27 protein-coding genes and 1 rRNA gene are annotated in these 26,265 nt (G+C 47.3%); 24 read left to right on the top strand and 4 right to left on the bottom strand.

Features of this window, described 5'->3' with window-relative positions; genetic code table 11:
* The 5 genes from C1A02_RS13635 to rrf form a co-directional block, all read left to right on the top strand.
* Positions 1 to 243, top strand: a 243-nt coding sequence (locus C1A02_RS13635; protein ID WP_207204901.1) for a hypothetical protein, incomplete at its 5' end; no start/stop codon positions are given.
* A gap of 127 nt (positions 244 to 370) precedes the next feature.
* Positions 371 to 715 (top strand): hypothetical protein, encoded by a 345-nt coding sequence (locus C1A02_RS11280; RefSeq protein ID WP_164997196.1) that lies wholly within the window; start codon positions 371 to 373, stop codon positions 713 to 715.
* A 505-nt stretch (positions 716 to 1,220) separates the two neighbouring features.
* Positions 1,221 to 1,931, top strand: coding sequence for an ABC transporter ATP-binding protein (locus tag C1A02_RS11275; RefSeq protein ID WP_101698314.1), 711 nt, complete (start codon positions 1,221 to 1,223; stop codon positions 1,929 to 1,931).
* Positions 1,928 to 3,538 (top strand): putative ABC exporter domain-containing protein, encoded by a 1,611-nt coding sequence (locus C1A02_RS11270; protein ID WP_101698313.1) that lies wholly within the window; start codon positions 1,928 to 1,930, stop codon positions 3,536 to 3,538. Before C1A02_RS11275 ends, C1A02_RS11270 begins: the two co-directional genes overlap by 4 nt.
* 213 nt (positions 3,539 to 3,751) lie before the next feature.
* Positions 3,752 to 3,868: ribosomal RNA gene (gene rrf / locus C1A02_RS11265) — 5S ribosomal RNA — on the top strand.
* A 119-nt stretch (positions 3,869 to 3,987) separates the two neighbouring features.
* Here rrf and C1A02_RS11260 read toward each other — a convergent pair.
* Positions 3,988 to 4,536, bottom strand: a complete 549-nt coding sequence (locus C1A02_RS11260; protein WP_101698312.1) for a biotin transporter BioY — start codon at positions 4,534 to 4,536, stop codon at positions 3,988 to 3,990.
* A 188-nt stretch (positions 4,537 to 4,724) separates the two neighbouring features.
* Between C1A02_RS11260 and C1A02_RS11255 the strand changes: the two genes are divergently transcribed.
* The 9 genes from C1A02_RS11255 (at position 4,725) to rpe (ending at position 14,845) form a co-directional block, all read left to right on the top strand.
* Positions 4,725 to 5,405 carry a hypothetical protein gene (locus C1A02_RS11255; RefSeq protein ID WP_101698311.1) on the top strand — a complete coding sequence of 227 codons (681 nt, stop codon included), beginning with the start codon at positions 4,725 to 4,727 and terminating at the stop codon, positions 5,403 to 5,405.
* A gap of 308 nt (positions 5,406 to 5,713) precedes the next feature.
* Entirely contained in the window at positions 5,714 to 6,142 is a 429-nt protein-coding gene (gene rplM, locus C1A02_RS11250) for a 50S ribosomal protein L13 (protein ID WP_101698310.1), read from the top strand.
* Positions 6,143 to 6,157: 15 nt separating this feature from the next.
* Entirely contained in the window at positions 6,158 to 6,559 is a 402-nt protein-coding gene (gene rpsI, locus C1A02_RS11245) for a 30S ribosomal protein S9 (RefSeq protein WP_101698309.1), read from the top strand.
* Between the two features lie 1,756 nt (positions 6,560 to 8,315).
* Positions 8,316 to 9,515, top strand: coding sequence for a resuscitation-promoting factor (locus C1A02_RS11235; protein ID WP_243577994.1), 1,200 nt, complete (start codon positions 8,316 to 8,318; stop codon positions 9,513 to 9,515).
* 398 nt (positions 9,516 to 9,913) lie between these two features.
* A complete protein-coding gene (locus C1A02_RS11230; RefSeq protein ID WP_101698307.1) occupies positions 9,914 to 11,893 on the top strand; it encodes a sodium-translocating pyrophosphatase in 1,980 nt (659 codons plus the stop codon).
* Positions 11,894 to 12,141: 248 nt separating this feature from the next.
* Complete coding sequence (locus C1A02_RS11225; RefSeq protein ID WP_101698306.1) at positions 12,142 to 12,471, top strand: hypothetical protein; 330 nt, start codon at positions 12,142 to 12,144, stop codon at positions 12,469 to 12,471.
* Between the two features lie 77 nt (positions 12,472 to 12,548).
* Entirely contained in the window at positions 12,549 to 12,971 is a 423-nt protein-coding gene (locus C1A02_RS11220) for a hypothetical protein (RefSeq protein ID WP_101698305.1), read from the top strand.
* Positions 12,968 to 13,909, top strand: coding sequence for an AEC family transporter (locus C1A02_RS11215; protein WP_101698304.1), 942 nt, complete (start codon positions 12,968 to 12,970; stop codon positions 13,907 to 13,909). Before C1A02_RS11220 ends, C1A02_RS11215 begins: the two co-directional genes overlap by 4 nt.
* Positions 13,910 to 14,206: 297 nt before the next feature.
* Positions 14,207 to 14,845: a ribulose-phosphate 3-epimerase gene (rpe, locus tag C1A02_RS11210; RefSeq protein WP_207204900.1), complete on the top strand. Its 639-nt coding sequence runs from the start codon at positions 14,207 to 14,209 to the stop codon at positions 14,843 to 14,845.
* On the opposite strand, the gene C1A02_RS11205 is transcribed toward rpe, so the two are convergent.
* On the bottom strand, positions 14,842 to 15,414 hold the full coding sequence (locus tag C1A02_RS11205) for a hypothetical protein (RefSeq protein ID WP_101698303.1): 573 nt from the start codon (positions 15,412 to 15,414) through the stop codon (positions 14,842 to 14,844). The two genes, rpe and C1A02_RS11205, sit on opposite strands and share 4 nt — an antisense overlap.
* Positions 15,415 to 15,492: 78 nt before the next feature.
* Here C1A02_RS11205 and C1A02_RS11200 point away from each other — a divergent pair, with 78 nt between their 5' ends.
* The 4 genes from C1A02_RS11200 to C1A02_RS11185 are packed head-to-tail and all read left to right on the top strand — an operon-like array spanning position 15,493 to position 18,932.
* Complete coding sequence (locus C1A02_RS11200) at positions 15,493 to 16,731, top strand: 4Fe-4S dicluster domain-containing protein (RefSeq protein ID WP_101698302.1); 1,239 nt, start codon at positions 15,493 to 15,495, stop codon at positions 16,729 to 16,731.
* 8 nt (positions 16,732 to 16,739) lie between these two features.
* A complete protein-coding gene (locus tag C1A02_RS11195) occupies positions 16,740 to 17,663 on the top strand; it encodes an RnfABCDGE type electron transport complex subunit D (RefSeq protein ID WP_101698301.1) in 924 nt (307 codons plus the stop codon).
* On the top strand, positions 17,656 to 18,342 hold the full coding sequence (locus tag C1A02_RS11190) for an Rnf-Nqr domain containing protein (protein WP_101698300.1): 687 nt from the start codon (positions 17,656 to 17,658) through the stop codon (positions 18,340 to 18,342). The genes C1A02_RS11195 and C1A02_RS11190 overlap by 8 nt, the downstream gene beginning before the upstream one ends.
* Positions 18,339 to 18,932, top strand: coding sequence for an Rnf-Nqr domain containing protein (locus C1A02_RS11185; protein ID WP_243577993.1), 594 nt, complete (start codon positions 18,339 to 18,341; stop codon positions 18,930 to 18,932). Before C1A02_RS11190 ends, C1A02_RS11185 begins: the two co-directional genes overlap by 4 nt.
* 95 nt (positions 18,933 to 19,027) lie before the next feature.
* On the opposite strand, the gene C1A02_RS11180 is transcribed toward C1A02_RS11185, so the two are convergent.
* Positions 19,028 to 19,945: a D-2-hydroxyacid dehydrogenase gene (locus C1A02_RS11180; RefSeq protein ID WP_101698299.1), complete on the bottom strand. Its 918-nt coding sequence runs from the start codon at positions 19,943 to 19,945 to the stop codon at positions 19,028 to 19,030.
* A 38-nt stretch (positions 19,946 to 19,983) separates the two neighbouring features.
* Positions 19,984 to 20,433 carry a hypothetical protein gene (locus tag C1A02_RS11175; protein ID WP_243577992.1) on the bottom strand — a complete coding sequence of 150 codons (450 nt, stop codon included), beginning with the start codon at positions 20,431 to 20,433 and terminating at the stop codon, positions 19,984 to 19,986.
* Positions 20,434 to 20,813: 380 nt separating this feature from the next.
* Between C1A02_RS11175 and C1A02_RS11170 the strand changes: the two genes are divergently transcribed.
* The 6 genes from C1A02_RS11170 (at position 20,814) to infB (ending at position 26,265) form a co-directional block, all read left to right on the top strand.
* Entirely contained in the window at positions 20,814 to 21,353 is a 540-nt protein-coding gene (locus tag C1A02_RS11170) for a stage V sporulation T C-terminal domain-containing protein (RefSeq protein ID WP_101698298.1), read from the top strand.
* Between the two features lie 114 nt (positions 21,354 to 21,467).
* Positions 21,468 to 21,968 carry a ribosome maturation factor RimP gene (rimP, locus tag C1A02_RS11165; RefSeq protein ID WP_243577998.1) on the top strand — a complete coding sequence of 167 codons (501 nt, stop codon included), beginning with the start codon at positions 21,468 to 21,470 and terminating at the stop codon, positions 21,966 to 21,968.
* A 6-nt stretch (positions 21,969 to 21,974) separates the two neighbouring features.
* Positions 21,975 to 23,063 carry a transcription termination factor NusA gene (gene nusA / locus C1A02_RS11160; protein ID WP_101698296.1) on the top strand — a complete coding sequence of 363 codons (1,089 nt, stop codon included), beginning with the start codon at positions 21,975 to 21,977 and terminating at the stop codon, positions 23,061 to 23,063.
* Between the two features lie 54 nt (positions 23,064 to 23,117).
* Positions 23,118 to 23,414, top strand: a complete 297-nt coding sequence (rnpM, locus tag C1A02_RS11155; RefSeq protein WP_101698295.1) for an RNase P modulator RnpM — start codon at positions 23,118 to 23,120, stop codon at positions 23,412 to 23,414.
* Complete coding sequence (locus tag C1A02_RS11150) at positions 23,411 to 23,740, top strand: L7Ae/L30e/S12e/Gadd45 family ribosomal protein (RefSeq protein WP_101698294.1); 330 nt, start codon at positions 23,411 to 23,413, stop codon at positions 23,738 to 23,740. The genes rnpM and C1A02_RS11150 overlap by 4 nt, the downstream gene beginning before the upstream one ends.
* A complete protein-coding gene (gene infB, locus C1A02_RS11145; protein WP_101698293.1) occupies positions 23,740 to 26,265 on the top strand; it encodes a translation initiation factor IF-2 in 2,526 nt (841 codons plus the stop codon). The genes C1A02_RS11150 and infB overlap by 1 nt, the downstream gene beginning before the upstream one ends.

The following is a 26,265-nucleotide window of genomic DNA, read 5'->3' as shown; positions in this document are numbered from 1 at the left end:
TGTAAGTACAGCAATGTATTTAGCTTGGCAGTACTAATCGGTCGAGGGCTTGACCATAATTTCTTGGTTAGAGCCTTGCTCATTCGCTTTAACTTCTGTTTCTTCTTTATTCAGTTTTTAGTGCCCGTGCAGGGTACAAAAAATAGCTTTTTTAGCGAGGACAATTTGTCCTCGCTTTTTTTATTTTTAAATATTTTTAAAATTTTGTCACAAACCTCTATTGTAATTTGTCATTATGTATGAAAGGTTTTGATAATTGATGAAACGAAATCATATTATAAAGCTTGCGTTGTGGAGCTGCATCGTTTATAATCTGTTTTTTTGGATAGGAATGATCTTTTTTCATTCCTATTTTATTATCGATGCTACTTTGTTTCGAAAACTCCTGGAAGAACCGAATTATTTTACTGTTGGTATCTTTTATGAGATCTTTGGTTTTTTCTTTTTTCTCTATCTGCCGGCTATTATGGCCTATCTTTCTCGTGAATTTGAGATAGACCAGCAAATTGAAGCAAAAAAGCGCCGGATTGCTACAGCCATATTTATCACTTGCGGCATCTTTTTGTCTGTGCTTTTATGGTATCTGCGCCGGTATTCCAATCTACGAATCGAATGGTTCAGTCTTTTGTTTTTAATTTGGGCAGAATTGTACAGCCTTCGCTTCTTATATTACTTGCATCAAGGAACCAGACAGCAAAATCAGATGCAGGACTGAAGATTTATAAGGATGCTTTTCTTCAGGATAGAAGATGAAGGGAGTATATTACCCTGCGTCAACAACAAAACTATCCGTGCGATGTTGCTATCATTCAAAATAAAAATACCGGCATCGTTGTTATTACGATACCGGTATTTTTCTTTGCTATGGTTTCTTGTTTTTCTATGATATTCGCTTCACTTGATGACACGGCCTTCATTTTTAGAATCAATAAAATAGTTACTGGATTTCCTGTTCTAAATTGCAGATAGCCGCAGTATTAAAAATTAAATGATAAGAATGTCTAATCTGTTGCATACCTTTGTAAGGCTTAAAATGGTTGTTTTTTTATTTAGTGATTTCTTTTGGCTTTTAGCCTGTCCTTGACAGTGAAAACGGATTCCTGTATTCTTAAAAAGATCAAACCGCTTTTTACGCAAAAATTTATTGCTTGTTGAGTGTTCTCTATGCTCAATTTTTTGAGTGGAACACACAGTGCATACCGGACCCAAAAGGAGAGTTTATGTTAACTGTTTCTGGATTGACCAAAAAATATGAAAAGTTACTAGCGAATGATGAGGTAAGCTTTGACGTGCAGCCCGGTGAAATTGCAGTTTTGATGGGGCCAAACGGCGCCGGAAAATCCACCACCATTAAATGCATTGCTGGGTTGCTGCGGTTTAACGGCCATATTATGATTTGCGGGGTTCCGAATAAAAAGGAGGAAGCCCGACGTAGCTTTGGCTATGTGCCAGAATTGCCGGCACTGTTTCCTATGCTGACTGTCTGGGAGCACTTAGAGTTTATTTCCCGGGCATATAAGCTGGAAAACTGGCAGGAACGAGCCGAAAGCCTGTTGCAGAGAATGGAGCTGGACGATAAAAAGAAAAAGTTGGGGCAGGAATTGTCCAAAGGAATGCAGCAAAAGGTAAGCCTTTGCTGTGCCCTGATGCCGCAGCCAAAGGTGATTCTTCTGGACGAGCCTTTGGTGGGTTTAGATCCTCATGCAATTAAGGAACTGAAAAACTTATTGATAGAGCTTCGGCAAAACGGATGTGCTATTCTGGTCAGTACCCATATGCTGGATAGTGTGGCCGAGTTCTGGGATAAAGCACTGATTATGAAAGAAGGAAAAATCAAAGCAATTCGTTCCCGAACAGAAATTGAGGAAAGCGGTGAAAATTTAGAGCAGCTGTTTTTTTCTATTACAGAAAACGAGGGGGCGGCGCAATGAACTCGTTGGGATATTTGCTTCGCACCCAAGCTAAAAATACAATTTTAAACATGTTCCGTCATCCCGCCAAGCTGATTTCTTATGTGGTTATTGTGGGGTTCATTGTATTTTCTGTTTTTTGGGGAAAAGACTCGTCCGGTGCGGCGCAAGGGCCAATGGATACGCGGCTGCTTCAGGGGATTTATTTTGTGATTTTAGTATTTCTTTTGGATATTAGTCTGTTGTCAGGCGTAAAGTCCGGTTCCACTTTTTTCACTATGCCGGATGTGAATCTTTTGTTTGTTTCACCGCTTAAACCCAATTTAATTTTGTCATACGGATTAATGAAACAAATGTCCTCCATGCTGTTAATGGTTTTGTTTTTGATGTTCTATTCGCCTTTATTAATTCGCAATTTTGGTCTTACTGTTTTACAGGTATTTCATTTGGCCTTGGGTTTGGCCACAGTTTTGATTTTGGCGCAGCTTTTGTCCATGCTTCTTTATAACTATTGCAATGGCCATTCTTTTCGTCGGAATGCTGCCCGTACGGCTGTTTATGGGGCAACCGCTTTGCTGGTGGGATATGTGGGGTTGTCCTGTATTCAAAACGGTGGAGGCTTTGAAGGCGTTTTACAGGCAGTGTCATCACCTATACTTGAAAAAATCCCGGTGGTGGGATGGGTGAAAGGTGCTATTTTTGCCGGTGTAGCAGGTGATTTAGGTCAATTATGGATTTATTGGGGCTTGTCGTTTTTGTTAGGGGCAATCAGTTTGGTGATGCTGATAAAAGGCAGCCCGGACTATTATGAGGATGTTCTGCAAAGTACCGAAACTTCTTATCAGGCAATTCAGGCACTCAAAGATGACAAAAATGGAGCAGCTTCGGTGGCTTTTCAAATAAAGCACAAGACGCCGATAAAAAAGGAAGGGCTTGGCGGCGGATTTGGTGCCAATGTGGTTTTTTACAAGCATCTGTGTGAGATTCGCCGCAGGAACCGTTTGGGGTTGCTGACCACTTCTACGATTTTTATTATGCTCATTGGTCTTGCAGCTGCATATTTTATTCAAAGAATGGCGCAGTCGGAAGGGGATTTTGTGGAGCCACAAGCCCTGTTTGGCATTGTTTTACTCATTCAGGTTTATCTGTTGTTCTTTTTTCACGCGGCAGGGGACTGGGCCATGGAACTGAAACGGCCATATATTTATTTGGTTCCCGCTTCTTCTTTTTCAAAACTGTTGTGGGTCTGCATGACTACTTTGCTCAAACCCGTGATGGATGGAGCCGTGGCTTTTACAGTCTTGTGGCTATATTTAAGGCCGGATTTTATGGCCTTATTGTCTTCTATACTAATTTATGGAAGCTGCAGTTTTTTATTTACGGCTGCCGGTATTGTGTTTTGCCGAATTTTCGGTCAGCCAACACCCAAGGGGCTTTTAATGATGGTCTATTTCTTGTTGCTGTTTTTACTGGCATTACCCGGGGGAGCAATTACCTTAGGATTAAGCTATGTTGCTGATTTATCTTGGTATTTGGCCGGGCTGGTGTTCGCAGGGATTAATGTACTGGTTTTGCTGGGCACTTTTGCGGTATGCCGTAATGTATTAGAGTCCGCAGAGCTGCGTTAATTGAATTTGGGATATAGAGGACACCGCCCACTAGGCGGTGTTTTCTATATGGTATGGACAGAAGCTCTTTGTTAAAGTGCCATATTCCCTTAATTTAAGCAAGTTTCGGCAGGAAAATACAAATCTAAAAAGATTTTTAAAAAAATTTAAAAAAACACTTGCATTTTGTCTGACGCTATGATATTATATACAAGTCGCAAAGAGCGGCGCGCAGTTGGTGTCGATGACGATGAGGGCCCACCCGTTCCCATACCGAACACGGAAGTTAAGCTCATTAGTGCCGACGATACTTGGCTGGAGACGGCCCGGGACAATAGGAAGGTGCCAACACCATAAAAGCAGCCACCCAATAGGGTGGTTGTTTTTTTTATTTAATTGTTGCTAAAAAATTTAAAAAAAGAGTGCACAAGCTTTTGCTTGTGCACTCTTTTGGCAAGAGGTTGAACAATTTATGCCAGTGGCAGCAGCTTTGCATGATGCAGTGCTTTTTTCAAGGCAATTGCTACCACCGCGGAGAAAGCAACTTTTACAAGATCCAGCGGAAGAAAAGGAAGAACTGTTAAACTCAGAGCCTTCGCTAAGTCCACATGGGTCAAAAACAGAAACATCAGGCATCCGCCCATATAACAGATTGCTAAAGCGACTGAAAAAGCAATCAAAAGAGAATGAATTTTTTGCTGGGGCAGCTTTTCCAGTAAGAATGCGATGACAAATGCCATAATCGGATACACCAACAAAAAGCCTCCGGTTGGCCCAACTAAAACACCTAGCCCACCGCGGAATTGGCTGAATACCGGCAGTCCGGCTGCGCCCAGTAAAAGATAAACGAATAAAGCGGTAAACGCATTCCGCTTTGGCAGCAATGCACCGGACAAATAAATCGGAATCATTGCCAGCGAGATTGGAACTGGAGTAAACGGTAAAACAATTACCAGTGGCCCCAATACCATGGTGAGCGCTGTAAACATGGCCGTCATAGCTAAGTGTTTTGTTTTCATTTTTAAACTCCCCTCTGTCAGTTGTATTATAATGCATCAAGAACCTTATTGTCAACCTGTTTGTGAAATATAAAGTTGACAATAAAGGTTACAGAAACGTTTCTTGTTTTTCTGTATTAATTGGTGTAAAATGCTAATGCTGGTAAGTATATCCTTCGTCAGCATTAAAAAGTTAAAGGATTGGTGCAATGAATAGGCTTGCAGGAATTGCGCTTCTTCTAATGGTGTTTTTCCTGATAGGGGGATGTTCTTCACCGCAAACAGAAGAACAGGTTCTTATGAAGGCGCAGCTGGACACTCCAGAGCAGCAGCCCTCTGCACAAAAGCAGCCATTATCTCAGGAAGAAGTTAAGCTCATTACGCGGGATCTTTTAGATCAAGCGGAAGAGGTGCAAGTTAAGATCTCTGCAGAAGAACCGGAATCATACGTTTATGAGGATAGCATAAGCAGCCGAGCTTTCAGTGGAAGCTCAAGCAAAGCAAAAAAAGAAGAATTTTTGCCGGTTCCACCCGGGGATTTTGACTCGGTAGAAAAAATTAAGACACAGCTAGAAGAGGTTTATACGCCGGAAGCCGCAAATCAATATTATACGGAATTGTTTGGGGGGACCGAGCCTATTTTTAAAGAAATAGACGGGCGGCTGTACTACTCTTCCAGCCACTTATATCTGCTGCAGCCTGCGATGGAATACCGCATAGACTCTTCTGTCATTATGAGGCAGACCATTGATGAAATCACGGTAGAGATGACCACGGAGTCCCCTGGTTCGACGCCGCTAAAGAAAAATCTTAGACTGCGAAAGTGTGGGGAAAGCTGGCGGCTGGATTCTGCCATTTTTTCTCAAGGCTCTTCTGAACAGAGTGAATAACGGCAGAACAAAAAACAGAAGCTCCCCGATGAGGGAGCTTTTTTGTTTTGATTTTACATTCATTCCAATCGGAATAAAATTGAAATGAACAGCCAGCAACACAGAGTAAAAGTGCTAAAAACGGGAGAAAATAGAAGCAACATTCAAATAAATTAAAAAAACGGCCAACTCTTCTTGACAAGCCCCAGTTAGTTGTGGTAGTATCATAAATGCAGTTCCATCGCTTCCGTAGAGAAGTGTTCTTTTTTGGATAAAACCCAATCTGGGTTTGCATGGAATAAACAGAAGATTTTTAGGAGGAAACGCTCATGTCTACTTATATGCCCAAAGCGGGTCAGATTGACCGCAAGTGGTATGTGATTGATGCCGCCGGCAAGCCGCTGGGCCGTGTTGCTGCACAGGCCGCAGTGCTTCTGCGCGGTAAGCACAAGCCCACCTTCGCACCCCATGTGGATTGCGGAGATCATGTTGTCATTGTCAACTGCGAAAAGGCAGTTTTGACCGGCAACAAGCTGCAGAACAAGTACTATTACCGCCACACAGGTTATGTTGGCCACTTAAAGTCAACCCGTTATGATGCACTGATGCGCCAGAAGCCCGAAAAGGCAATGGAGCTTGCTGTAAAAGGCATGATTCCGGACACCACCATCGGCCGCGAAGCACTGACCAGACTGCGTCTGTATGCCGGTGCAGAGCATAAGCACAGCGCACAACAGCCCGCCGAATGGGCTCTTTAAGGGAGGGGGATAAGAATGTACGATAAGGCTCCATATTTTTACGGAACAGGCAGAAGAAAAAGTTCTGTGGCTCGAGTTAGAATTTATCAGGGAACCGGTAAGGTGACCATTAATGACAGAGATATTGACGATTACTTTGGCCTTGAAACGCTGAAACTGATCGTTCGTCAGCCCTTGGTGCTGACCAATGTAAACGAAAAATTTGATGTGGTTTGCCGTGTAGCTGGCGGCGGCGTCACCGGCCAGGCCGGCGCAATTCGCCATGGCATTGCCAGAGCACTGCTCCAGTATGACAGCGAGAACCTTCGCTCCACACTGAAGAAGGCAGGCTTCCTGACCCGCGATCCCAGAATGAAGGAACGCAAGAAGTACGGTCTGAAAGCAGCACGCCGTGCTCCCCAGTTCTCAAAGAGATAATATTACCCCAATTGGGAAATATAAAGCCCCCGAAGCCTTGCCGCTTCGGGGGTTTTCTCTTGTTGTGGAAGGGCGATTTGATACCGTTTTTTCCTTATACAAATAGTAAGCTCATCTCTTTTATAGATAGTAACATGGCCCATTGTCATCAAAATAAAGGATACCCTTAATAGCTTTATCATTTTATGGCGGACTGGATGTGGCGTATCTTATCTGTTTTAACGTACCTTTCTGCGTTGTATTCTAAAAGCGCCTTACATTATAAATGGTTTCTATTTAAAGCATCCTAAATCCTTATCATTATAAAGAATACAAAATAGCGGGAGCGGTATCCTGAAGTATGTAAAGAAAGAAGGAGCTGGCAGCATACTGATAAGCTCAGCTGAAAGATTTGAAAATGGAACCCTCCTGTTCAATGCAATAGGCTGGGTTCCTGTGATAGGCGAGAGTCTTAGCGGCACCACTTTTACATTTGAATCGGGACGAGACAACAGAAGCGTTTTACAGGCCAACCAGAACACTTCTATATATACACACAGGGAAAATGCCATTTTAAAAACACGATAATTGGTTCTCATTTTATGGATGAAAACAGTTGTTAAGGAAGATTTTGTTTACAAGGGTGAGAAACCTTGTAATTCCTCATAATGCATTAAAGTTTAAATTTAACATTATTAAACAAAGATCGGGATCTTCACAAAAGCAGGGTGTCATTATTTTCTTGCTTTAATGGGAGAATGGAATTCTTATCCATAAGACAAATGCATTTGAGAAAGAGGGAAAAGAAAGATAAAACATAAAGATTCCATTTCTATTATTTAGCACAATGGATTACTATATATTGTATACGGACACAATGGTTTAGAAAAAGAAAATGCACCAAAACGGACTCTTCTATTTTTAGGTTTTTAAAGCTGCTTTACGTCGGCTGAAAGAGCGTTTTTCAGCCGGTTTAAAATGGGGTTTCCCTATACTATTATATATAGGATAAAAAAGGGTACTTTGAAGGTTCAAATTAAAGGGCTTAAAGAATCAAATTTTTCGTATTTCTTTTCTTTTGAAAAGCAGAATTACAGGCAAATTCAGGAGGAGCTTTTGGGAGAATTGGGAATAAAAAAGAGGTTGAAAACAGGCAAATTTCCTGCATACAGGTAAAAAAATAAACCAGCAATCCCCAGAAAAACAACAGGATATTAGCCAAATACACCATGAACCCATTTTCTTTTGGGTGAAAATCCAGTGGAAAGGGTTTCAAAAAGTCAAGCTTTTTCTCAAAAAACTTTTCGCCGAAAAGCTACAAAATAGTTCGGATTACGGTAAACCATTTAAAATGCAGCAAGATTTCAAAAAATCCAGCTATTACTGAATTTTTCAAACGATTTATTTCTTTTAAGGGAACATAATCTCCATGAGTTTGTCTGATTTTGTAAACAAAAACAGCTCTGTAATGATTGTAACAAGTTTGTAACCGATGATTTTCTTGCAGTTTGCACATAAAACAGATAGAGACAAGCTGTCGTAAAAAAATAAAAGCAGAAGAAAACACGCGTTATTATTCAATATTAGAATTATAATTTTTTTGGATTGTGCATAATAAACAAAAATTACTCCGGTTCCAATTTGACAACAGAAATAATGTGCAGATATAATACGTGCATTGACGCAAATCCTAAAACCCTTCTTCCTGACGGCGCAAAATTACTTTGCCGTTTTTCTTTTTACAGATTGTCAGGAAAGATGAAAGGAGAAGCAACCAATGCAGTTGGAACTTCGATTTCCAGCGAAAAAATTCGTCGCGTTCGCGATGACCATAATTATCTTTTTGAGTTCTGTCGTTACGGCGGTTGCCACAACCATTGCCGCCACCATCATTGATGATGGAAAAACTTATATCATTCAGGCGTTGTCTTCTGAAACAGAGGAGATTCTGACACAGGCCCGTGTGGCCGTGGGCCCCAGTGATATTGTGACAAGAGACGACGAACACGGTATTGTGATTACCATTCGCAGGGGCCGAGAGGTCAACGTAACCGCGGACGGCAAAACCATCCCCGTGGTTCTGTACTCGGAAGAAACCGCGAACCAAGCTTTGCAAAAAGCCGGCGTTAAGCTGGGTAAGAATGATTTATTGAATATTCCCCTGAGCCAGGAACTGGATGATGGGGCACAGGTGAAGGTAACAAGACAGCATGCCATTCATGTTTTTCTGGACGGTGGGTTCTTGAGCCCAACTGTTTCTGCAGGAACGGTGGAACAGGCATTAAAACAGACCGGTGTTGCTTTGAATGAAGACGATATCGTAACTCCCTCTCGGGATGCATCTGTGGGCGATGGACTGATTGTTACCGTTAAGCGCGTCACTTATCGTGAAGCGACCAGCACGGAAGAAATTCCGTATACCACTGTGACACAGGAAAGCGACACGGTTTCACCGGGTTCTTTCCGGATTACCACGGTGGGTCAGCCCGGCGAACGGGAAGTGGTATCCCGTGAAAAGCTGGTGGATGGTGTTGTGACGGACAGAGAAGCCGTTAGCAGCGCTGTTACCAAACAGCCTGTGGCAGAAGTGAAGCTGGTGGCGCCCACGCCTAAAATAAAGGCGATTGCATCTGTTACTAACAGCGGAAGCACATTTACCGATAAAAACGGTAAGTCGGTTTCTTATAAAAAGCTGATTAAGGGTAAGGCGACCGCCTATACCTCTAACGGCGGAACCACTTCTACCGGAAAACCAGCCCAGTACGGTTATGTGGCGGTGGATCCCAAAGTGATTCCGTATGGCACCAAGCTGTATATTACTTCCCCCAACGGGAAAGTCGTATATGGATATGCCGAAGCGGCTGATACCGGCGGAGCAATGCTCAGCGGCCGTGTGTTAGTGGATTTGTATTATGATACAGAAAGCCAATGCAGAAGCTTTGGCGTTCGCAATATGCTGATTTATGTCTTAGACTAATCAAGCGCATTACAGGATAGTTCAGCACAGCCGGTTTTAAAAACCGTGTTTTTCGCGGGTTGCGTCAATCAAAAGCCGCGATAGGGTTATTCTGCAAAAAAGAACAGCAGGGCAGCAAATCATTTGCTGCCCTGCTGTTTTATTTTGCAAAAAATGGGGCAAAATTTCAGCATATGGAATAAAATTTTATCTGATTTTGGGGTTTTTATGAATTCTATCTAAAAACATTTTATATGTTTAATTAAATTAGTTCCAATTTATTGACTTATACTCAATTATTATGATATAATTGCAAAATATTATTGAGCGAAGGCAAAACATGCGCGGAATGAAGAGAACCGGGGGCTTTTCTGGTTAACTGCCTGTGCAAATACAACGAATACTGGGAGAGTGTTAAGATGGATGTTTATTATTATCTAGCGGTGGGTGCCGCTCTGCTGGCCTTGTTGTCGGCTGTCATACTGGCAAAGCAGGTGTCCTCTCAAGCAGAGGGGACGGATCGAATGAAAGAGATCGCTTTAGCGATTCGGGAAGGCGCGAATGCATTTTTATGGGCAGAATATAAGATTCTGGCAGTCTTTATTGTTGTCTTATTTGGTGTGATTTCTTTTGCAATGGGGCTTGTTGCAGCCATTGCGTTTGTAATTGGAGCGGTTTCTTCCATTTTGGCAGGCTATTTTGGAATGAATATTGCAACCAAAGCGAATGTTCGTACAGCCAATGCGGCAAAAGAGCATGGAATGCTGCGTGCGCTGTCGATTGCGTTTTCCGGTGGAGCGGTCACCGGCCTGTCTGTGGTTGGTCTTGGCCTTTTGGGCGTTGGAACAATCTTTTATGTAACCGGGGACCCCAACGTGCTGTTTGATTACGGACTGGGTGTTTCCTCCATTGCGCTGTTTGCCCGTGTGGGCGGCGGCATCTACACCAAAGCGGCGGATGTGGGCGCTGACTTGGTGGGTAAGGTAGAAGCTGGAATTCCCGAAGATGATCCCAGAAACCCTGCCGTTATTGCAGACAATGTGGGCGATAACGTGGGTGATGTGGCCGGAATGGGTGCAGATCTGTTTGAGTCTTATGTGGTTTCTATTATTTCTGCGATTTCCCTTGGTGTGGTAACCTTTCAGACTGAGGGCGGTGCGTTCCCGCTGCTTTTGGCTGCTGTCGGTATTCTGGCGTCGGTTTTGGGGACCATTCTTGTTCGTTTCAGCAAACAACAAAATCCCAAACGTGCTTTGGACATCGGTACATATTTTTCCGGTGGCATAGTAGTGATAGGTGCTTTGATTCTCAGCAACTTTTTATTTGGCAGCCTGAACCCCGGGTTTGCCGTTGTGTCAGGACTTGCTGCCGGTATTTTGATCGGTATTTTAACCGAGGTGTATACTTCGGCGGAATTTAAATCGGTGAAAAAAATTGCCAAGCAGTCTGAAACCGGAGCGGCAACCAATATTATCAGCGGTCTGGCTGTGGGGATGTCTTCGGTTACTGTTCCGCTGCTACTGATTTGCGCAGCTATTTTTGTGTCCTATGAAGTAAGCGGTCTGTACGGAATTGCACTGGCAGCGCTGGGCATGCTTTCCACCACCGGAATTACGGTAGCGGTGGATGCGTATGGTCCCATTGCAGATAATGCGGGTGGAATTGCCGAAATGAGCGGAATGGATTCTTCCGTACGTGAAATTACCGATGAGCTGGATGCAGTAGGAAACACCACTGCCGCCGTTGGCAAAGGATTTGCCATTGGTTCTGCTGCGCTTACTGCAGTGTCTTTGTTTGTGTCTTATGCGGAAGCCGTGGATTTGGATGCTATCAGTATTCTGGAACCCAGAGTTATGATAGGGTTGTTCATTGGCGGTATGATGCCCTTCCTGTTTTCTGCTTTTACTATGCAGTCGGTGGGTAAGGCCGCATTTGAGATGATTGAAGAAGTTCGTCGTCAGTTCCGCACCATGCCAGGAATTATGGAAGGAACGACGAAACCGGATTATAAAAAATGCGTTGCCATATCCACAAAAGCAGCGCTGAAAGAAATGCTGGCTCCCGGACTGATTGCTATTGCCACTCCGGTGGTGGTGGGATTGACTTTGGGCGTACAAGCGCTGGGCGGCACATTGGCCGGCGCTTTGGTTACCGGTGTTATGATGGCTATTTTCATGGCTAACTCAGGCGGAGCCTGGGACAATGCCAAGAAGTTTATTGAGCAGGGCAATCATGGCGGAAAGGGCAGTGAAGCTCACAAAGCTTCTGTGGTAGGCGATACCGTGGGGGATCCCTTCAAGGATACCTCTGGCCCTTCTCTTAACACTTTGATTAAGCTGATGTCCATTATTGCACTGGTGTTTGCACCCATTTTTATGTCCAGAGGAAGTTTGCTGTAATTTTAAAACAATAAAATATAAAAAGCACACATTGCTTTTCGCTCAAAAAGGTACTGCAGAAAATTCTGCGGTACCTTTCTTTGTTCCGTTTCGGTTGTTTTTGAAATCGACTTGCGGGCATCCCGATGATGCAAAAGAAAGCACGATGGGTGGATTGTTTTTTAACAGAACCTCTTGCAAAATAAACATATGTTTGGTATAATGCGTTTATAATCGAACGTATGAGCGGTGGAGTGGGAGGCGGAACAATGGGTACAATAATGACGATCTTTTTGTTGGCGATTACAATGCTGGTTTTCTTTTACCAGAAACCCCGCTGGAAGCAAAACAAGCAAATCAGTGCGCTGTGTATGGTGTGCGGACTGATGGGCCTTGTTGTTCCGGGCGGCCCCTTGGTTCTGCAAATGGTTCAAGTTTTTCTTCAGGCAGCGCTGTTTAGTTGCTGTTTGCTGGCATTTCGCAGGGAGAATACATCCCGAAAAAGAAGAAAACGCTTTTTTAAAAGCCGCAAAAAGGGCAAAGAGCGGGGAAATCTGCGGGCTGTGGCGCATCTGGCTGCTGGGGGGCGGTGCGCCTGAGTCCTTGACAATCCGGGGCGCTGGTTCTATACTGAAAAGACGAAATTTGCGAAAGACCGGATAGGAGAGAAGGAAGTATGGCGTATATCTACCCGTTGATGTGGTTTGCGGTGGGTCTGATTATGATTTTTAAACTGCACAAAGAAAATAAGATCTTTATTTTTGCCGGCATTTACTTTTTGTTTTTAGGTGGATGGTGGCTTATGAGCATTCTTCACCCGGAATATAACCTGTTCCGCGGTCAAATGGGCCTGTTGATGCGGGGAATTAGCGCCTTTGCATTGATAATTGTGGGAGTTGCCTTTTTCCGCGAGAAGAAGAAAAACGATGTTCTTTTAAAACAGGAGCCGCAAACCGGTGAGGAAGAGCTGCTTTTGGAAGACACGGACGGGACAACCCCCATTTCGGATTTGGCTCAGGAGAGCCTGCCGGGGCCTGCCTCTGCCCAGGAAGATGACAATCAGGATGAGCAGAGCGATTATGAGGAGGCCCAGCATTGATACAGTCGGTTTTGACCGTTACGGAAAAGGTTTTTGTTTTATTTTTGATGATGGGAGTGGGATATCTCTGTTATAAAAAGCGAATTATTACTTCCAGAGGAGCGGCCCAACTGACCAACCTTTTGTTGTATGTCATTGGGCCTTGTTTAATTATTGCGGCGCTTCAGACAGATTCAGACGGTGTCAGCATGAACAAGATTCTGCTGACCGTTTTTTTATTTAGCGTGGGAATGATACTGACGGCGGTGCTTACCAGAATCATGTTCCGGGATCAGGAATCGGGGAGAGCCAAGCTGCTGCGGTTTGGTATGGTGTATTCCAACTGCGGGTTCATGGGCCTTCCGCTGGCGCAGGGGCTTTTGGGAGAAGTGGGCGTTGTGTATGCATCTGCCTGTCTGGTGGCATTTAACCTTTTGCTTTGGACTCATGGCTACATAACCCTGAGCGGCGGCGGTGATGACCGCAGGCAAATGATTCGGAATGTATTGCTGAACCCGGGAACCGTCAGTTTTGCGATTGGCCTTCCGTTATATGCTTTGTCGATTAAGCTGCCCCCGGTGCTCTTGCAGCCGCTGGATGCCATTGGCCAGATGAATACGCCGCTGGCTATGATTGTGGTCGGCACTTATTTGGCAAAGCTCAGCGTTGGGCAGATTTTTTCGGATAAGGATGTTTATCTGGTGGCCGGGGTGCGCCTGCTGATTGTTCCTTGCGTATTTTTGGTGCTGATGTGGCTGGTTCGCCCGGATCCGGCAGTTTTGGTTACCACCGCGGTGCTGATGGGGGCGCCTGTGGCGGCCAATGCGATTCTGTTCGCCGCAAAGTTTGGGCACGATGCCGAGCTGGCCTGTAAAATGATTGCACTGAGCACGCTGCTTTCTATTTTAGCGATGCCAGCCATCGCCGCAGTAGCGCAAAACATGGTCGGTGTTGCGTAAAAAGCAGTGACGTTTCCTTGGTAACTTGCATAGTATGAATTGCGGGCGAGATTTAGCACCGCTTTAAATAGATTGCCTGCCCCAGCCGAAATAGGCTGGGGCGGGCATTTTGATTTTGGACGTGTTTTCTTCGGAAAAGACGCAGCGCTTGAAAAAGCGTGGAAATTGGGGTAAAATAAAAAAGCTATGATGGGGAAAGTCTGTTTGAGGGCCGGACGGCTCAAAAAGGTTCCCCTCAAAGAAAAACGCAGCGCCAATTCGGTCGTTCTGCGATCTGGTCAAGGAGGCTTTTGTATTATGTTAGTGGCACCATCTATGCTGGCGTCGGATTTTGCCCATCTGGCGGACGAACTGAAAAAAATTACTGAGGGCGGGGCGGATTATGTTCATCTGGATGTGATGGATGGTCTGTTTGTCCCCAACCTTTCTTTTGGCGCGCCGGTGATTGGGGCCATGCGTCCCCATACCAATCTGCCCTTTGATGTGCATTTGATGATTCAGCACCCCAAGCGTTATATTGCTGATTTTGCCGCCGCAGGTGCGGATATTATTTCGTTTCATGTAGAGTGCGAAGATGATCCCGAAGAAACGATTCAGGAAATTCTGGCTCATGGGGTAAAGCCGGCAATGGTTTTAAAACCCAATACTCCCGCAGAAAAGTTATTCCCTTATCTGGACAAGCTGTATATGGTGCTGCTTATGACGGTGGAACCCGGCTTTGGCGGGCAAAGCTTTATGCCGGAACCGCTTCAGAAGGCGCGGGTTTTAAAAGACAAAAACCCCTCCATCCTGATTGAGGCGGACGGAGGGATCAATGCCAGCACCATTTTGGACTGTGCCCGGGCAGGAGTGGATATCTGTGTGGCAGGAACAGGCGTCTTTAAAGCAAAAGATCCCGCAGAGGCAATTCGGCAATTGCAGGCGGCGGGCCGTTAAAGGCAGCTGCCCACCTGATTTACCGCGTCTCGGGATAAAAGTTCCCCATGTTCCAGGGATAAAGCTGCCGCTGTTTTTCCGATTCCTTTCAGTTTGGCATATTCTTTTAAAAAGGTTTCGGTTTTGTCCTTCATAGAAAAGTACGGGGACAAAATGAGTCGATAGCTATTTCCATAACGGATCAGCTGGCAGCCGCCCAGTGTGTTGATGCGGTACAGATGTTCCAGAACATCCAGAAGATCCCCGGCATTTTCCAGTTCGTATACATACGGGCCGGAGCATTTGATTCTGTAAATTTTACGCGGAGCTCCCTTTTTCGCCTTGGCAGGAGCCACCGCGGTAAACATGAGAACCGTTTCGCCATCCGCGGTTGCCATCGCGCGTATCGCCACCTGATCTCGGTGAAGGGTAAAATTGGTGCTGGCGCATGCCGCGGCAAAAATGCGGGCAATGGTCAGGCGGCAATGCAGGCTGTTCCAGCTTAATCCCTGGGTCAGCCCCAGGGCTCGGGTTTCCCGCGCCGTCAAAATAATCAGCAGGTGGGAAGCATCTAAGGCTTTAGTCTTCAATTTGACACCCCCAATAACAATAAGAGCTTCACTACTATAATATTAACGGGCCTGCTATTTTGTAAGAGGTGATTGCCAATGATTTCATTTTTTTCCTCAGGAGTTCGGTTGGAACAGAAAAAAAGCCATACAATGAAGGCGAAAATTCAGGCACTTTCGGCACCCGAAATCCTTTTTGTTCCGCTGCCCGGCGCCCAAACCTCAGCCGAGCGTTGTGTTCGCCCGGGGGAACGGGTGCTTCGCTTTTCTCAGCTCTCTATGCCGGGGAATCATGTGGCAATAACATCCCCCGTGGGCGGCGTGGTGTCGGCAGTCAAAACAATGCCCCATCCGGTGCGCGGACAGGTGGATTGTGCGGTGATTCAACGGGAAGCGGAAGAAAGAGAACTTTCGATACAGGCTCCCGAATGGGATCAAACACCAGAACAGCTGATTCGGCTGGCGGCCGCCGCGGGTATTATTGATGAATATGATGGGATACCCTTGTTTAAGAAGCTAAAAAGGTTTCGAAGGCTAAAAATTAATTGGTTGGGTGCGAATGTTTTAGATGACGAGCCTTATGTGTGCAGCGGTTTGGCAGTGCTACGAGAAAGCCCCGATGCGGTTCGTTCCGGTTTGGCTTTGGCAGCGCAGGCTTGTGGCGCCAAAGAAACCGGGATTGCTGTGGCCAGCAGATTGCGGGCCAGATATAGTTCTCAGCTTTCTGGGGAAACCGCCGGCCTTTTGGTCAGCGGGGGCAGCGGATATCCCGCTGGTCTTAGCCTGATGAAGAAACTTCGCCGCCAGGGGCATGAACCCGGGTTGATTGGTGTTCAGGCACTGGAAGCTTTTCACTATGCGGTGGAAAAGGGATTGCCTCAGGTTAGCACGGTAGTGACTGTGGCAGGGGAAGGTGTTTCCCAGTGGAAAAATCTAAGGGTTCCTTTGGGAACTCCGGTAGAGGCGCTTCTTTCTGCCTGCAGCAGGAAGAAGAAAACCATTGTGATTTCCGGTTCCCCCATTACCGGGGAGCGGCTTTTGGATGTTTCGGCGCCGGTGACGGCAGATCTGCGCTGCCTTTTGGTTTTGCCCGAATCTACGCAAAAAGTAAAAGTCTTTCCCTGCATCGGCTGTGGCCGGTGTGAGGAAGTCTGTCCCGTGGGAATTATGCCGTGGTACCTTCACCGGCAGCTGCACAATAGGAATCACCCGGATTCGGAGCAGCTTCTTGGGGCAGAAAAGTGCTGTGCCTGCAACGCGTGTTCCGTCATCTGTCCTTCGGGGCTTCCTTTGGCGGAATCAGTGGCACTCGCAATGGAAATGAAAGAAAGGGGATAGGCACCGGCATGCAGCTTACCATCCAAAAACCTCCCTTTATTCGCAGGGGAGAAACGGTTTCTATCATGATGAAAAATATGCTTTGGGCTTTGGTGCTGCTCTTGCCTTTGCCTGTGGTGCATTATGGGTTCCATGTGCTTCAGATCGCTTTGGCGTCTGTAGCAGCCTGCTTTTTGTCCGAAATTGCGGCTTGCCTGCTGTCGAAGCGGCAGGTGGATATTTCAGAGCTTTCGGCCATTGTAACAGGACTAATCATTGCCATGCTGATGCCGCCGGGCGCGCCTTTGTGGCTTCCGGTTACCGCCGGAATGTTTGCGGTTTTGATTGCGCGGGCCCCCTTTGGATTTACCGGGCATAATCCGTTTAACCCGGCCGCGGCAGGTGTGGCCTTTGTAACAGCCTTTTGGCCCAAAGAAATGTTTTCTTATCCGGCGCCTTCCGCCGCTGCAGCACTAAAAGCGGGGTTTAAACCCGAAATGATTCCCTCGGAAATGATTTGGGGAACGGCCGGGGGTGCGATTGGTGCCACCGCGATTCTAGTCATTGTGGCTTGTGCGGTATATCTGATCGTAAAAAAAACCATCAACTGGCGGATTATGCTTTGTTTTTTGGTTGCGGTAGGGTTGTTTGCTCTGTTGTTTCCGCGGATTATGATTTCACCGCTAACCTCTTTAAAATATGAATTGTTATCGGGTTCTGTGCTGTTTTGCGCTGTTTTTATGATTACCGACCCGGTGACGGCTCCCAATACACGGCTGGGCGGCGCGATTTACGGCGCTTTGGCGGGTGTTTTGCTGATGCTGATGCGGCGTTACGGCATCTTTGAGCAGACCGCCTGCTTTGCGGTTTTGCTGATGAACTCGCTGTCACCGGTAATTGACAGCGCCATATGCTCGTTCCGGGCCGGAAGGGAGAGAAAGAGCAATGAGTAAACGAAAAGAAGACTCTTCGCTGATGTCGAAAGGCCGTGGGCGGGCAGTTGCCGCCAGGGGCTCAAAAAAAGCAGTGAGAAAGCGTCTGATTCGGGAAAGCGGTAATATTTTTTTAAATGGTCTGGTATTCCGCAACCCGGTGGCACTTGGCGCATTGGGGTTGTTCCCGGTGGTGGGTGCAGGATATTCCATGGAAAATGCAGCAGCGCTGTCTTTTATGATGCTTTTCATGATGCTGCCGGTATGCCTGATTTGCGGTTGGCTGCGAATGCCTGTTTGGGTTCGCCCTGCGGTGGCGCTGGTTTTGTCTGGACTAATGTATCTTCCTGCGGCCGCTTTGTTAGAGCACTTTGCCCCCCGAACCTTTTCGGGGCTGGGAATTTACGGGATTTTAATGATCGGCAATTCCATTGTGTTGTCCCGAGCCAACGATTACGCCCCCACCCATATTACGTTGGCGGTGGTAATGGATTCCCTGGGCTGCACGGCAGGTTTTTCTGCCGTGATTTTTGCAGTGGCAATGCTTCGTGAAATTTGGAGCTCTTTGATTGCCCGCATGACCGGGACTGTTCAGGCAGGGGCATATCCCTTTATCGGATTTTTACTGCTTGGAATTTTAGCAGCCCTAATTCAGCATTGGAATCAGAAACGGAATGCAGAAAGGAAGGCGAAAATATGATGGAAATGGCTGCACAGCTGTTTTTGTATACGATTCTGGCACTGACGGCTCAGAATTTGATTTTCGCCGGTGGAATTGGGTTCAGCCGTGTGCTGCGTGCGGCAAGGCGTCCTAAAACCCTGTTTTCCTATGTGGCTTTGCTCAGCCTGTTTACTTTAATTTCGGCCTGGATGGGAATCGCGCTGAATAATTTGGTTCCTGCCAGCAGTCCGGCCTCTTTTTATCGCCCGGCTATTTTTACGGTTTGTGTGGCAGTGGTCTATCTGATTGCCACAATGATTTATAAAATGTTTTTTTCTGCCCGATACAAAAGATTAGAGCCGGTGTTTTCTTCTTCGGCGATGAACTGCATTGTTTTGGCTATGCCTTTTTTAAAAAGGGTATTCCGGATGAACGGCTGGCAGATTACCGGGTATGCCTTGGGAACCGGGATCGCGTTCTTTTTGGCGGCTCTGGTGTTGTGCCACGCAATGGAACGGCTGAAAAACCCGGATATGCCCAAAGCGTTTCAGGGGTTGCCTTCTGTTTTTCTGTATGTAGGGATTTTGTCCCTGGCATTTTTCGCTTTTACTGGGGGAAAATTATTTTAATAAGAAAAAGCCTGTTTCCATTTACGGAAACAGGCTTTTGTAATTGAGTTGACGGAATGAAATGGAACGATTTTTCGGATTCTTAGCATTTTATCTTAATGGCTCTCTTCGCTATAGCGCTTTATATTCCGGATGGCAAGGTCAACCACCAAATCCAGCGTTTTGGGAAGATGAAACAGGCCCGCAATATGGGGCGTCAGGATAAAATCTTTTTCCTGCCATAAGGGACTTTCCGGCGGTAAAGGTTCCGGAACGCAAACGTCGGTGGCGATTCCGCCCAGCCTTCCGCTGCGCAGAGCCTCTAATGCTGCCTGCTGATCCAACGTTTTGCCCCGCCCGCCGTTAATCAGCAGTGCGCCCGGCTTCATGAGTTTTAGCCGTCTTTCATCCAAAAAGTGGTGGGTTTGTGCAGTGTATGGCAGAGCCATTGCCACCACATCTGCCCGGGGAAGGGCAAAGTCCAGCTGTTCTGCTGCCAGCAGTTCATCAAACTCGCTGGAAGGTTCGGATGCTTTGCGGCGGATTCCCACAGTATAAGCGCCCAGCGCTTTGCACATACGGGCATAGTGTTTGCCAATATCACCGGCACCGATGACCAAAATGGAAAGCTCTGAAATCGAAAGAACTTCGCCTTCATCCTTCCAAAGGTTCTGCTGTTGATTGTCCCGGTAGCGGTGCAGTTTTTTACAAAGGGATAAAGTCAACGCGAGCATATGCTCTGAAACGGCCGGGCCATATGCGCCGCTGGCGCTGCAAAGGCGGCAGTTGGGGGGCAGAATGCCCTCTTTTTCATATTGTTCGCTGCCGGCGGTGTGCAATTGCAAAAGTGTTAAATTGGTAAGGCTGTGCAGCTGTTCCGGTTTTGGGTTGCCCAAAATGATGTTGGCTTTGCTCAGCTGCTCATCGGTTACCTGTTTCGGTGCGGCATAAGTAAATACGGCATCGGGAAGACTTTGTTCCAGCAGATTTTTATGATGATCTGTTACACGGGTCAAAACTAAAATGTTTTTCATAGAATTCTCCTATGTGTTCCGTCTCAACATGATTTGCCCTAATAATGGATGGAATCGAGAAGTTTATCCAGCGCCTTTTGATTCGTTGCCTGATACTTGCCGTAAATTACGGTGTTGTTTACCCGGCTGACCCGGTAATACAATTCCCCGTTGGTTACGGTATACTTCGCATAAGGGGTAGAATCCACATTAGAAGGTTTGTTGTTTCCGGTTTGGATACTGCTTTTAAAAGAGTTATACAGCTTTAATGCCGAAGAATCGTCTGCCAAAGCGGCATAGTGCAGCTCGTTGCCGTTTTCATTGGAAGCGATTAAATAGCTTTTTGAGCCCAACAGCTGATCGGTTACGTCTGTTACGGTAAAACCGGCACCTTCTGCCAATGCTTTGAAATCATCTGCGTCCACAGCAGTGCGTGCGGAACATCCGACCATGGCCAGTGCCATAATCAGCACCAGTAAAACCGGGAAAAAAAGTTTTGTTTGTTTCAACGGAATAAACCTCCTGTTTTTAAAAATCAATTTTTTATTTTTTTATAAAAAGCGACAGGCTATTTTTTGCGGCACAGCCGCTCTTGTGCGAAAGCAGGGGCGATGATTCAGTTTATTTGAGCCGCGGCCGCATTCTTGTAAACAGCAAAAAAAGCGGCTAAATCGCGGTTTTATATTTCATAAATCGTCAAAACTCGGTATTCTTGGGCATTATGGAATTAATTATACACCAAAGTTTTTTAAAAGAACAGCGGAATTCCCCGAAACAGTTGTTAAAGAAATCCAGAGGCAAACTATGGTGGAATTGGCAAAGAACATGAATAAGAAGAACCTTCCTGCGGATAATAATCGTGAAATCAAACGCAGGAGGGAATATCAATTTGAAAGCTACAGGAATTGTTAGAAGAATAGATGATTTAGGCCGTGTTGTCATACCAAAGGAAATCCGCCGTACCCTGCGAATCCGTGAGGGAGATCCGCTTGAGATTTTTACGGATGCGGAAGGCGGCGTTATCTTTAAAAAGTATTCTGCCGTGGGAGAAATGTCTGCTTTCGCCGCGCAGTACGCAGATGTGCTGAGCAAAATTGCCAATCGTCCGGCACTGGTATGCGATTGTGACCACGTCATCGCTGTCGCGGGAGCTTCCCGCAAGGAATATATGGAACGCCGTGTGTCGCAGGATTTGGAGGAAACCATGCACTCTCGCCATACTTATGTGCGGGATCAGAACAGCCCTCCCTTGCAGCCGGTGGAAGGAATCAACCGCGCCGCTTCTGTGGTGTACCCTATCATTGCTTCCAGTGATGTAATGGGCGCCGTGGTTTTGCTGGCGGGGGATTCTTCGGAACAGCCCGATGTCAGTGACATTAAGCTGACTCAGGCAGCCGCGTCCTTCCTGGCTCGGCAGATTGAAAACTGAAATTAAAGTTGCTTTTCAAGTTGCTTTTTTCAGAAGAGTATGCTATAGTAAGATAGTGTAAATAACAGTGAGGATGAAAGAGTGGGGTGACCCGCTCTTTTGTTTGTCTATGAGGTGAAAGCGTTGGCTGGTAAAAGAAAATCCGGGAATACGGTGTCTGCCGTTTGGGCCCTTGCCGAAAGAGCAGCGAAGGGAACCGATATCGGCATTTGGGACGTACGATTTGTCAAAGAGGGCGCAGACTGGTTTTTGCGCATTTTTATTGACAAGCCGCAGGGAATCGGGCTGGAGGATTGTGAAACCATCAGCCGTGCGCTTAGTCCCCTGCTGGATGAAGAGGATCCAATTGAGCAAAGCTATTGCCTGGAGGTATGTTCTCCGGGAATTAACAGAGAATTGACCCGCCCGGAGCATTTTGAGCAGTTTGCCGGCTCGCCGGTGCGGGTTAAATTGATTCGTCCGCTGCCGGATGGCCGCCGGGACCTGGCAGGCGAGCTTTTAGGCTGCGCGGATTCCCAGATCCGCCTGCGCGCAGAGGGAGAGGAAGTTATTACCATAGCCCAGAAAGACAGCGCGTCGGTGCGTCTGTTGGATGACGATTTTGAAGAGGAGTAAGTTAGGATGAACAGCGAAGTTTTTGAGGCTTTGAATTTGTTGGAAAAGGAAAGGGGCATTCCGGTTGATTTTATGCTGGATAAAATCAAGAAGGCGATTTTAACCGCATGTAAAAACAGCTACGGGAATGAAGATGCCCTAATCAACATGGATGCGGCCCGGGGGAATTTCGAGGTGTTCCTGCGGAAAACCGTGGTGGAGGAAGTGATGGATCCCGGCAGGGAGATCTCTTTTGCAGCTGCAAGAGAAATCGATCCTTCCGCCTCTTTGGAGGATAAGGTCAGCGTGGCGCTGAATACGAAAGAATTCGGACGCATTGCCGCTCAAACGGCCCGGAACATTATCCGACAGGGGATTCGCGATGGTGAGCGCGGCCAGATGATGCAGGAATTCCAAAGCAAAAATCAGGAGCTGGTCACCGCATTGGTAGAGAGAGTCGACCCCCGCTCCGGAGCGGTTACTCTGAAAATCGGAAAAGCCGAAGCGGTTCTTCCCAAAAGCGAGCAGGTGGGCGACGAGGTGCTCACAGAAGGCGATCACGTTAAGGTTTATGTGGTGGATGTCAAAGAAACCGAAAAAGGCCCCCGGGCCATGATCAGCCGTACCCACCCGGATTTGGTCAAGCGATTGTTTGAAACCGAAGTGCCTGAAATTTATGATGGCGTGGTGGAAATCAAGGCGGTTTCCCGAGAAGCGGGCTCCCGCACCAAACTGGCGGTTTTAAGTCATAACCCCGATGTGGACCCGGTTGGCGCTTGTATTGGCGCACGGGGTGCGCGTGTGTCCAACATAGTCAGCGAGCTGGGCGGCGAAAAGATTGACATTGTGGAATACAGTGAAGATCCGGCTCAGTTCATTGCATCGGCCTTGTCCCCGGCGGATGTGGTTTCGGTTCAGGTGGCAGAAGATGGCGCCCGTGTTTGCCGGGTGACCGTGCCGGACAGCCAGCTTTCTCTTGCCATTGGCAACAAGGGGCAAAATGCCCGCTTGGCGGCGAAGCTCACCGGATGGAAAATTGACATTAAGCCGGAAAGCGGATTTTTTGGCGAAGAACTCATGACAGAAAAAACTTCGGAAGAAGTTATAGAAGAATGATCGCATAACAGGGAACCGCCGCGAAATATCGCGGTTTTAAAAGGAGAATGATATATGGTGCAAAAGCGCGTGCCCCTGCGGATGTGCGCAGGCTGCGGAGAAATGAAACCGAAAAAGGAGCTGGTACGGGTGGTGAAGGCGCCGGATGTGAAAGATGAATCCGGTCAGCCCATCGGACCGGGCGAAATTTCGCTGGATTTGACGGGACGCAAGCCGGGACGCGGTGCTTATGTATGCCAGGATATCAATTGTCTGAAAGCGGCGCGCAAATCACGACGGTTCGAACGGGTCTTTTCCTGCCCCATACCGGCAGAGGTGTATGACCGCCTGGAGGAGGAGATCGGAAAATGAAAAACCGAGTTCTTTCCCTTTTGGGAATTGCCCGGCGTGCAGGCCGGCTAAGCCTGGGCCACGATGCCGTGCAGGAGTCCGTAGAAAAGGGAGAGGCAAAGCTAGTGTTATTGGCGCGGGACATTTCCCCACGCACCGCCGAAAAAGTTCAAGATACGGCAAAGCGGCAGGGAGTGCCCCTAATCGGCATGGCAGATACGATGGATGAAATTGGGATGGCGCTGGGAAAACGCATCGGTGTTCTCTCGGTAAATGACCAGGGATTTGCCAAAAGGCTGACAGAGCTGGCCGAAGAGGCTGCAGACAAACGGGAGGGATTGAAGTAATGATGATTAAATATAGGGTACATGAAGTAGCGAAGGATCTGAACGTGCCGAATAAGGTAGTAATCGAGATCCTGCAAAAATATTGTGATGAAAATAAAAAGCACATGACGGCACTTACAGAGAAGGAACTGGATTTGGTATTTGATGCCATTACCCAGAAAAACGCCATGGGTACGCTGGACACTTATTTTGCGGATAATGCGCAAAAAGCAAAAGAAGAAGCAGCACCGCAGCCCCAGGCCGCAGCACCTGCTCCGGCAGCTCCCAGTAAGGCACAGCAGCCTCAGCCTCAACAGGCAGCCGCTGATGCCCCGGCACCGAGAAAGCAAGCGGTAAAACCGGGCAAAATTACTCCTGTAAGACCCCGGCCGGATGCCGCCCCACAACAGGGACAGCAGCAGAGCCGCGGCCGCCAGCCGCAAAATCAAAATCAAAATCAGCGTCCCCAAGGGCAGCAGGGTCAGCAGAATCGCTCCCAGCAGCCACATCATCCGAATCCCCAGCAGAACACTTCCTCCGCTCCGGTTTCTGACAACGGTGTGGTCAGAAAGCCCCAGGGCCGTATTGTAGATACCCGTACCTCTAATGTGGAGCTGGATCGTTACAATGAAAAATACGATCGCATGGCTTCTGAAAAGGTAAAGACCGATAACGTAGTCAAAAAACAGAAGCTGACACAGCGCAGTTCTCAGTATCGTGGAAAGCCCAGACATGCCCGCAGAGAAACCGAAAGTGAGCGTTTGCGCCGCATTGCCATGGAGCGCAAGCAAAAGCAAATGACCATTACGGTTCCCGAGGAAATTTCTGTGGGTGATTTTGCTCTGCGCCTGAAGGCCACTGCCGCCGAAGTGATTAAAAAGCTGATGGCGATGGGCGTGTTTGCCACGGTCAATGATCCCATTGATTTTGATACAGCCGCTTTGGTGGCTATGGAATTCCATGCCAAGGTGGAAAAAGAAGTGGTTGTCACCATCGAAGAGCAGATTATCGATGACAGTGAAGACGAGGATGACAACTTGGTCACCCGCGCTCCGGTAGTGGTTGTCATGGGTCACGTTGACCACGGTAAAACCTCTTTGCTGGATGCGATCCGCAATGCAAAGGTAACTGCTTCCGAAGCGGGCGGTATTACCCAGCACATCGGTGCATACCGGGTGCAGGCGCAAGAAAGACCCATTACCTTTTTGGATACCCCTGGTCACGCGGCGTTTACCACCATGCGTGCCCGCGGTGCTCAGGTAACGGATGTTGCTGTTCTGGTTGTGGCGGCTGACGACGGCATTATGCCCCAGACTGTAGAAGCCATCAACCACGCAAAAGCAGCGGATGTTTCCATTATTGTGGCAATTAACAAAATGGATAAGCCTTCCGCAAATCCGGATCAGATTAAACAGCAGCTGACAGAACATGGCTTGGTTCCCGAAGAATGGGGCGGTGAAACCCCCTGCATTCCGGTTTCTGCAAAAACCCATGAGGGCATTGATGAGCTGCTCGAAATGATTCTTTTGATTTCTGACATGAAAGAGCTCAAAGCTAACCCGGAACGTGCGGCAAAGGGTACGGTTATTGAAGCCCGTCTGGATAAAGGACGCGGCCCCATTGCCACCGTTTTGGTTCAGAACGGCACCTTGCGTGTGGGCGATATCGTGGTGGCAGGCGCCAGTGTAGGCCGTGTGCGTGCCATGATGGATGACCGAGGCAACCGAGTTCAGGAAGCCGGCCCCTCTGTTCCGGTGGAAATTACCGGTTTGGATGCAGTTCCCGCTGGCGGCGATATTCTGAACGCTGTTTCGGATGAGCGTCTGGCCCGCGAATTGGTGGAACAGCGCCATAACGAGCAGAAGGAAGAGCAGTTCCGTGCGCAGACAAAGGTTACTTTAGAGAATCTGTTCGATCAGATGCAGTTGGGCGAAATGAAAACGCTGCAAATTATTGTAAAAGCCGATGTGCAGGGATCTGTGGAAGCGGTTCGCCAGTCGTTGGAGAAACTTTCTAACAGCGAAGTTCGCGTTTCTGTGATTCACGGCGGCGTGGGTGCCATCAGTGAGTCTGACGTGATGCTGGCTAATGCTTCTAATGCCATTGTGGTGGGCTTTAATGTGCGCCCCGATCCCATTGCCGAAGAAAATGCCAAGCGTGACGGCGTGGATATGCGCTTGTATCGCATTATTTACGATTGCATTGAAGAAATTGAATCTGCTATGAAGGGCATGCTAGATCCCAAGTTCCGCGAAGTGCAGCTGGGACGCGCTCAGGCCCGTGAAATTTATAAAATTACCAATGTGGGGCTGATTATCGGCGCCCATGTTACCAGCGGAAAGCTGGTTCGCAATGCTCAGGTACGCGTTGTGCGCGACGGAATTGTCATTGCGGAAGACAAAATTGCTTCTCTGCGCCGCTTTAAGGATGACGTAAAAGAAGTTGCCGACAGTTTTGACTGCGGTATCGGTCTGGAACGTTTTGGCGACGTAAAAGAGGGCGATATTCTGGAAGCCTTTATCATAGAGGAATACCGGGAGGATTAA

Origin of the sequence: Clostridium minihomine, from assembly GCF_900240385.1 — a bacterium.
Lineage (GTDB): Bacteria > Bacillota > Clostridia > Oscillospirales > Acutalibacteraceae > Faecalispora > Faecalispora minihomine.
This window is presented reverse-complemented; position numbering and strand designations above follow the sequence as displayed.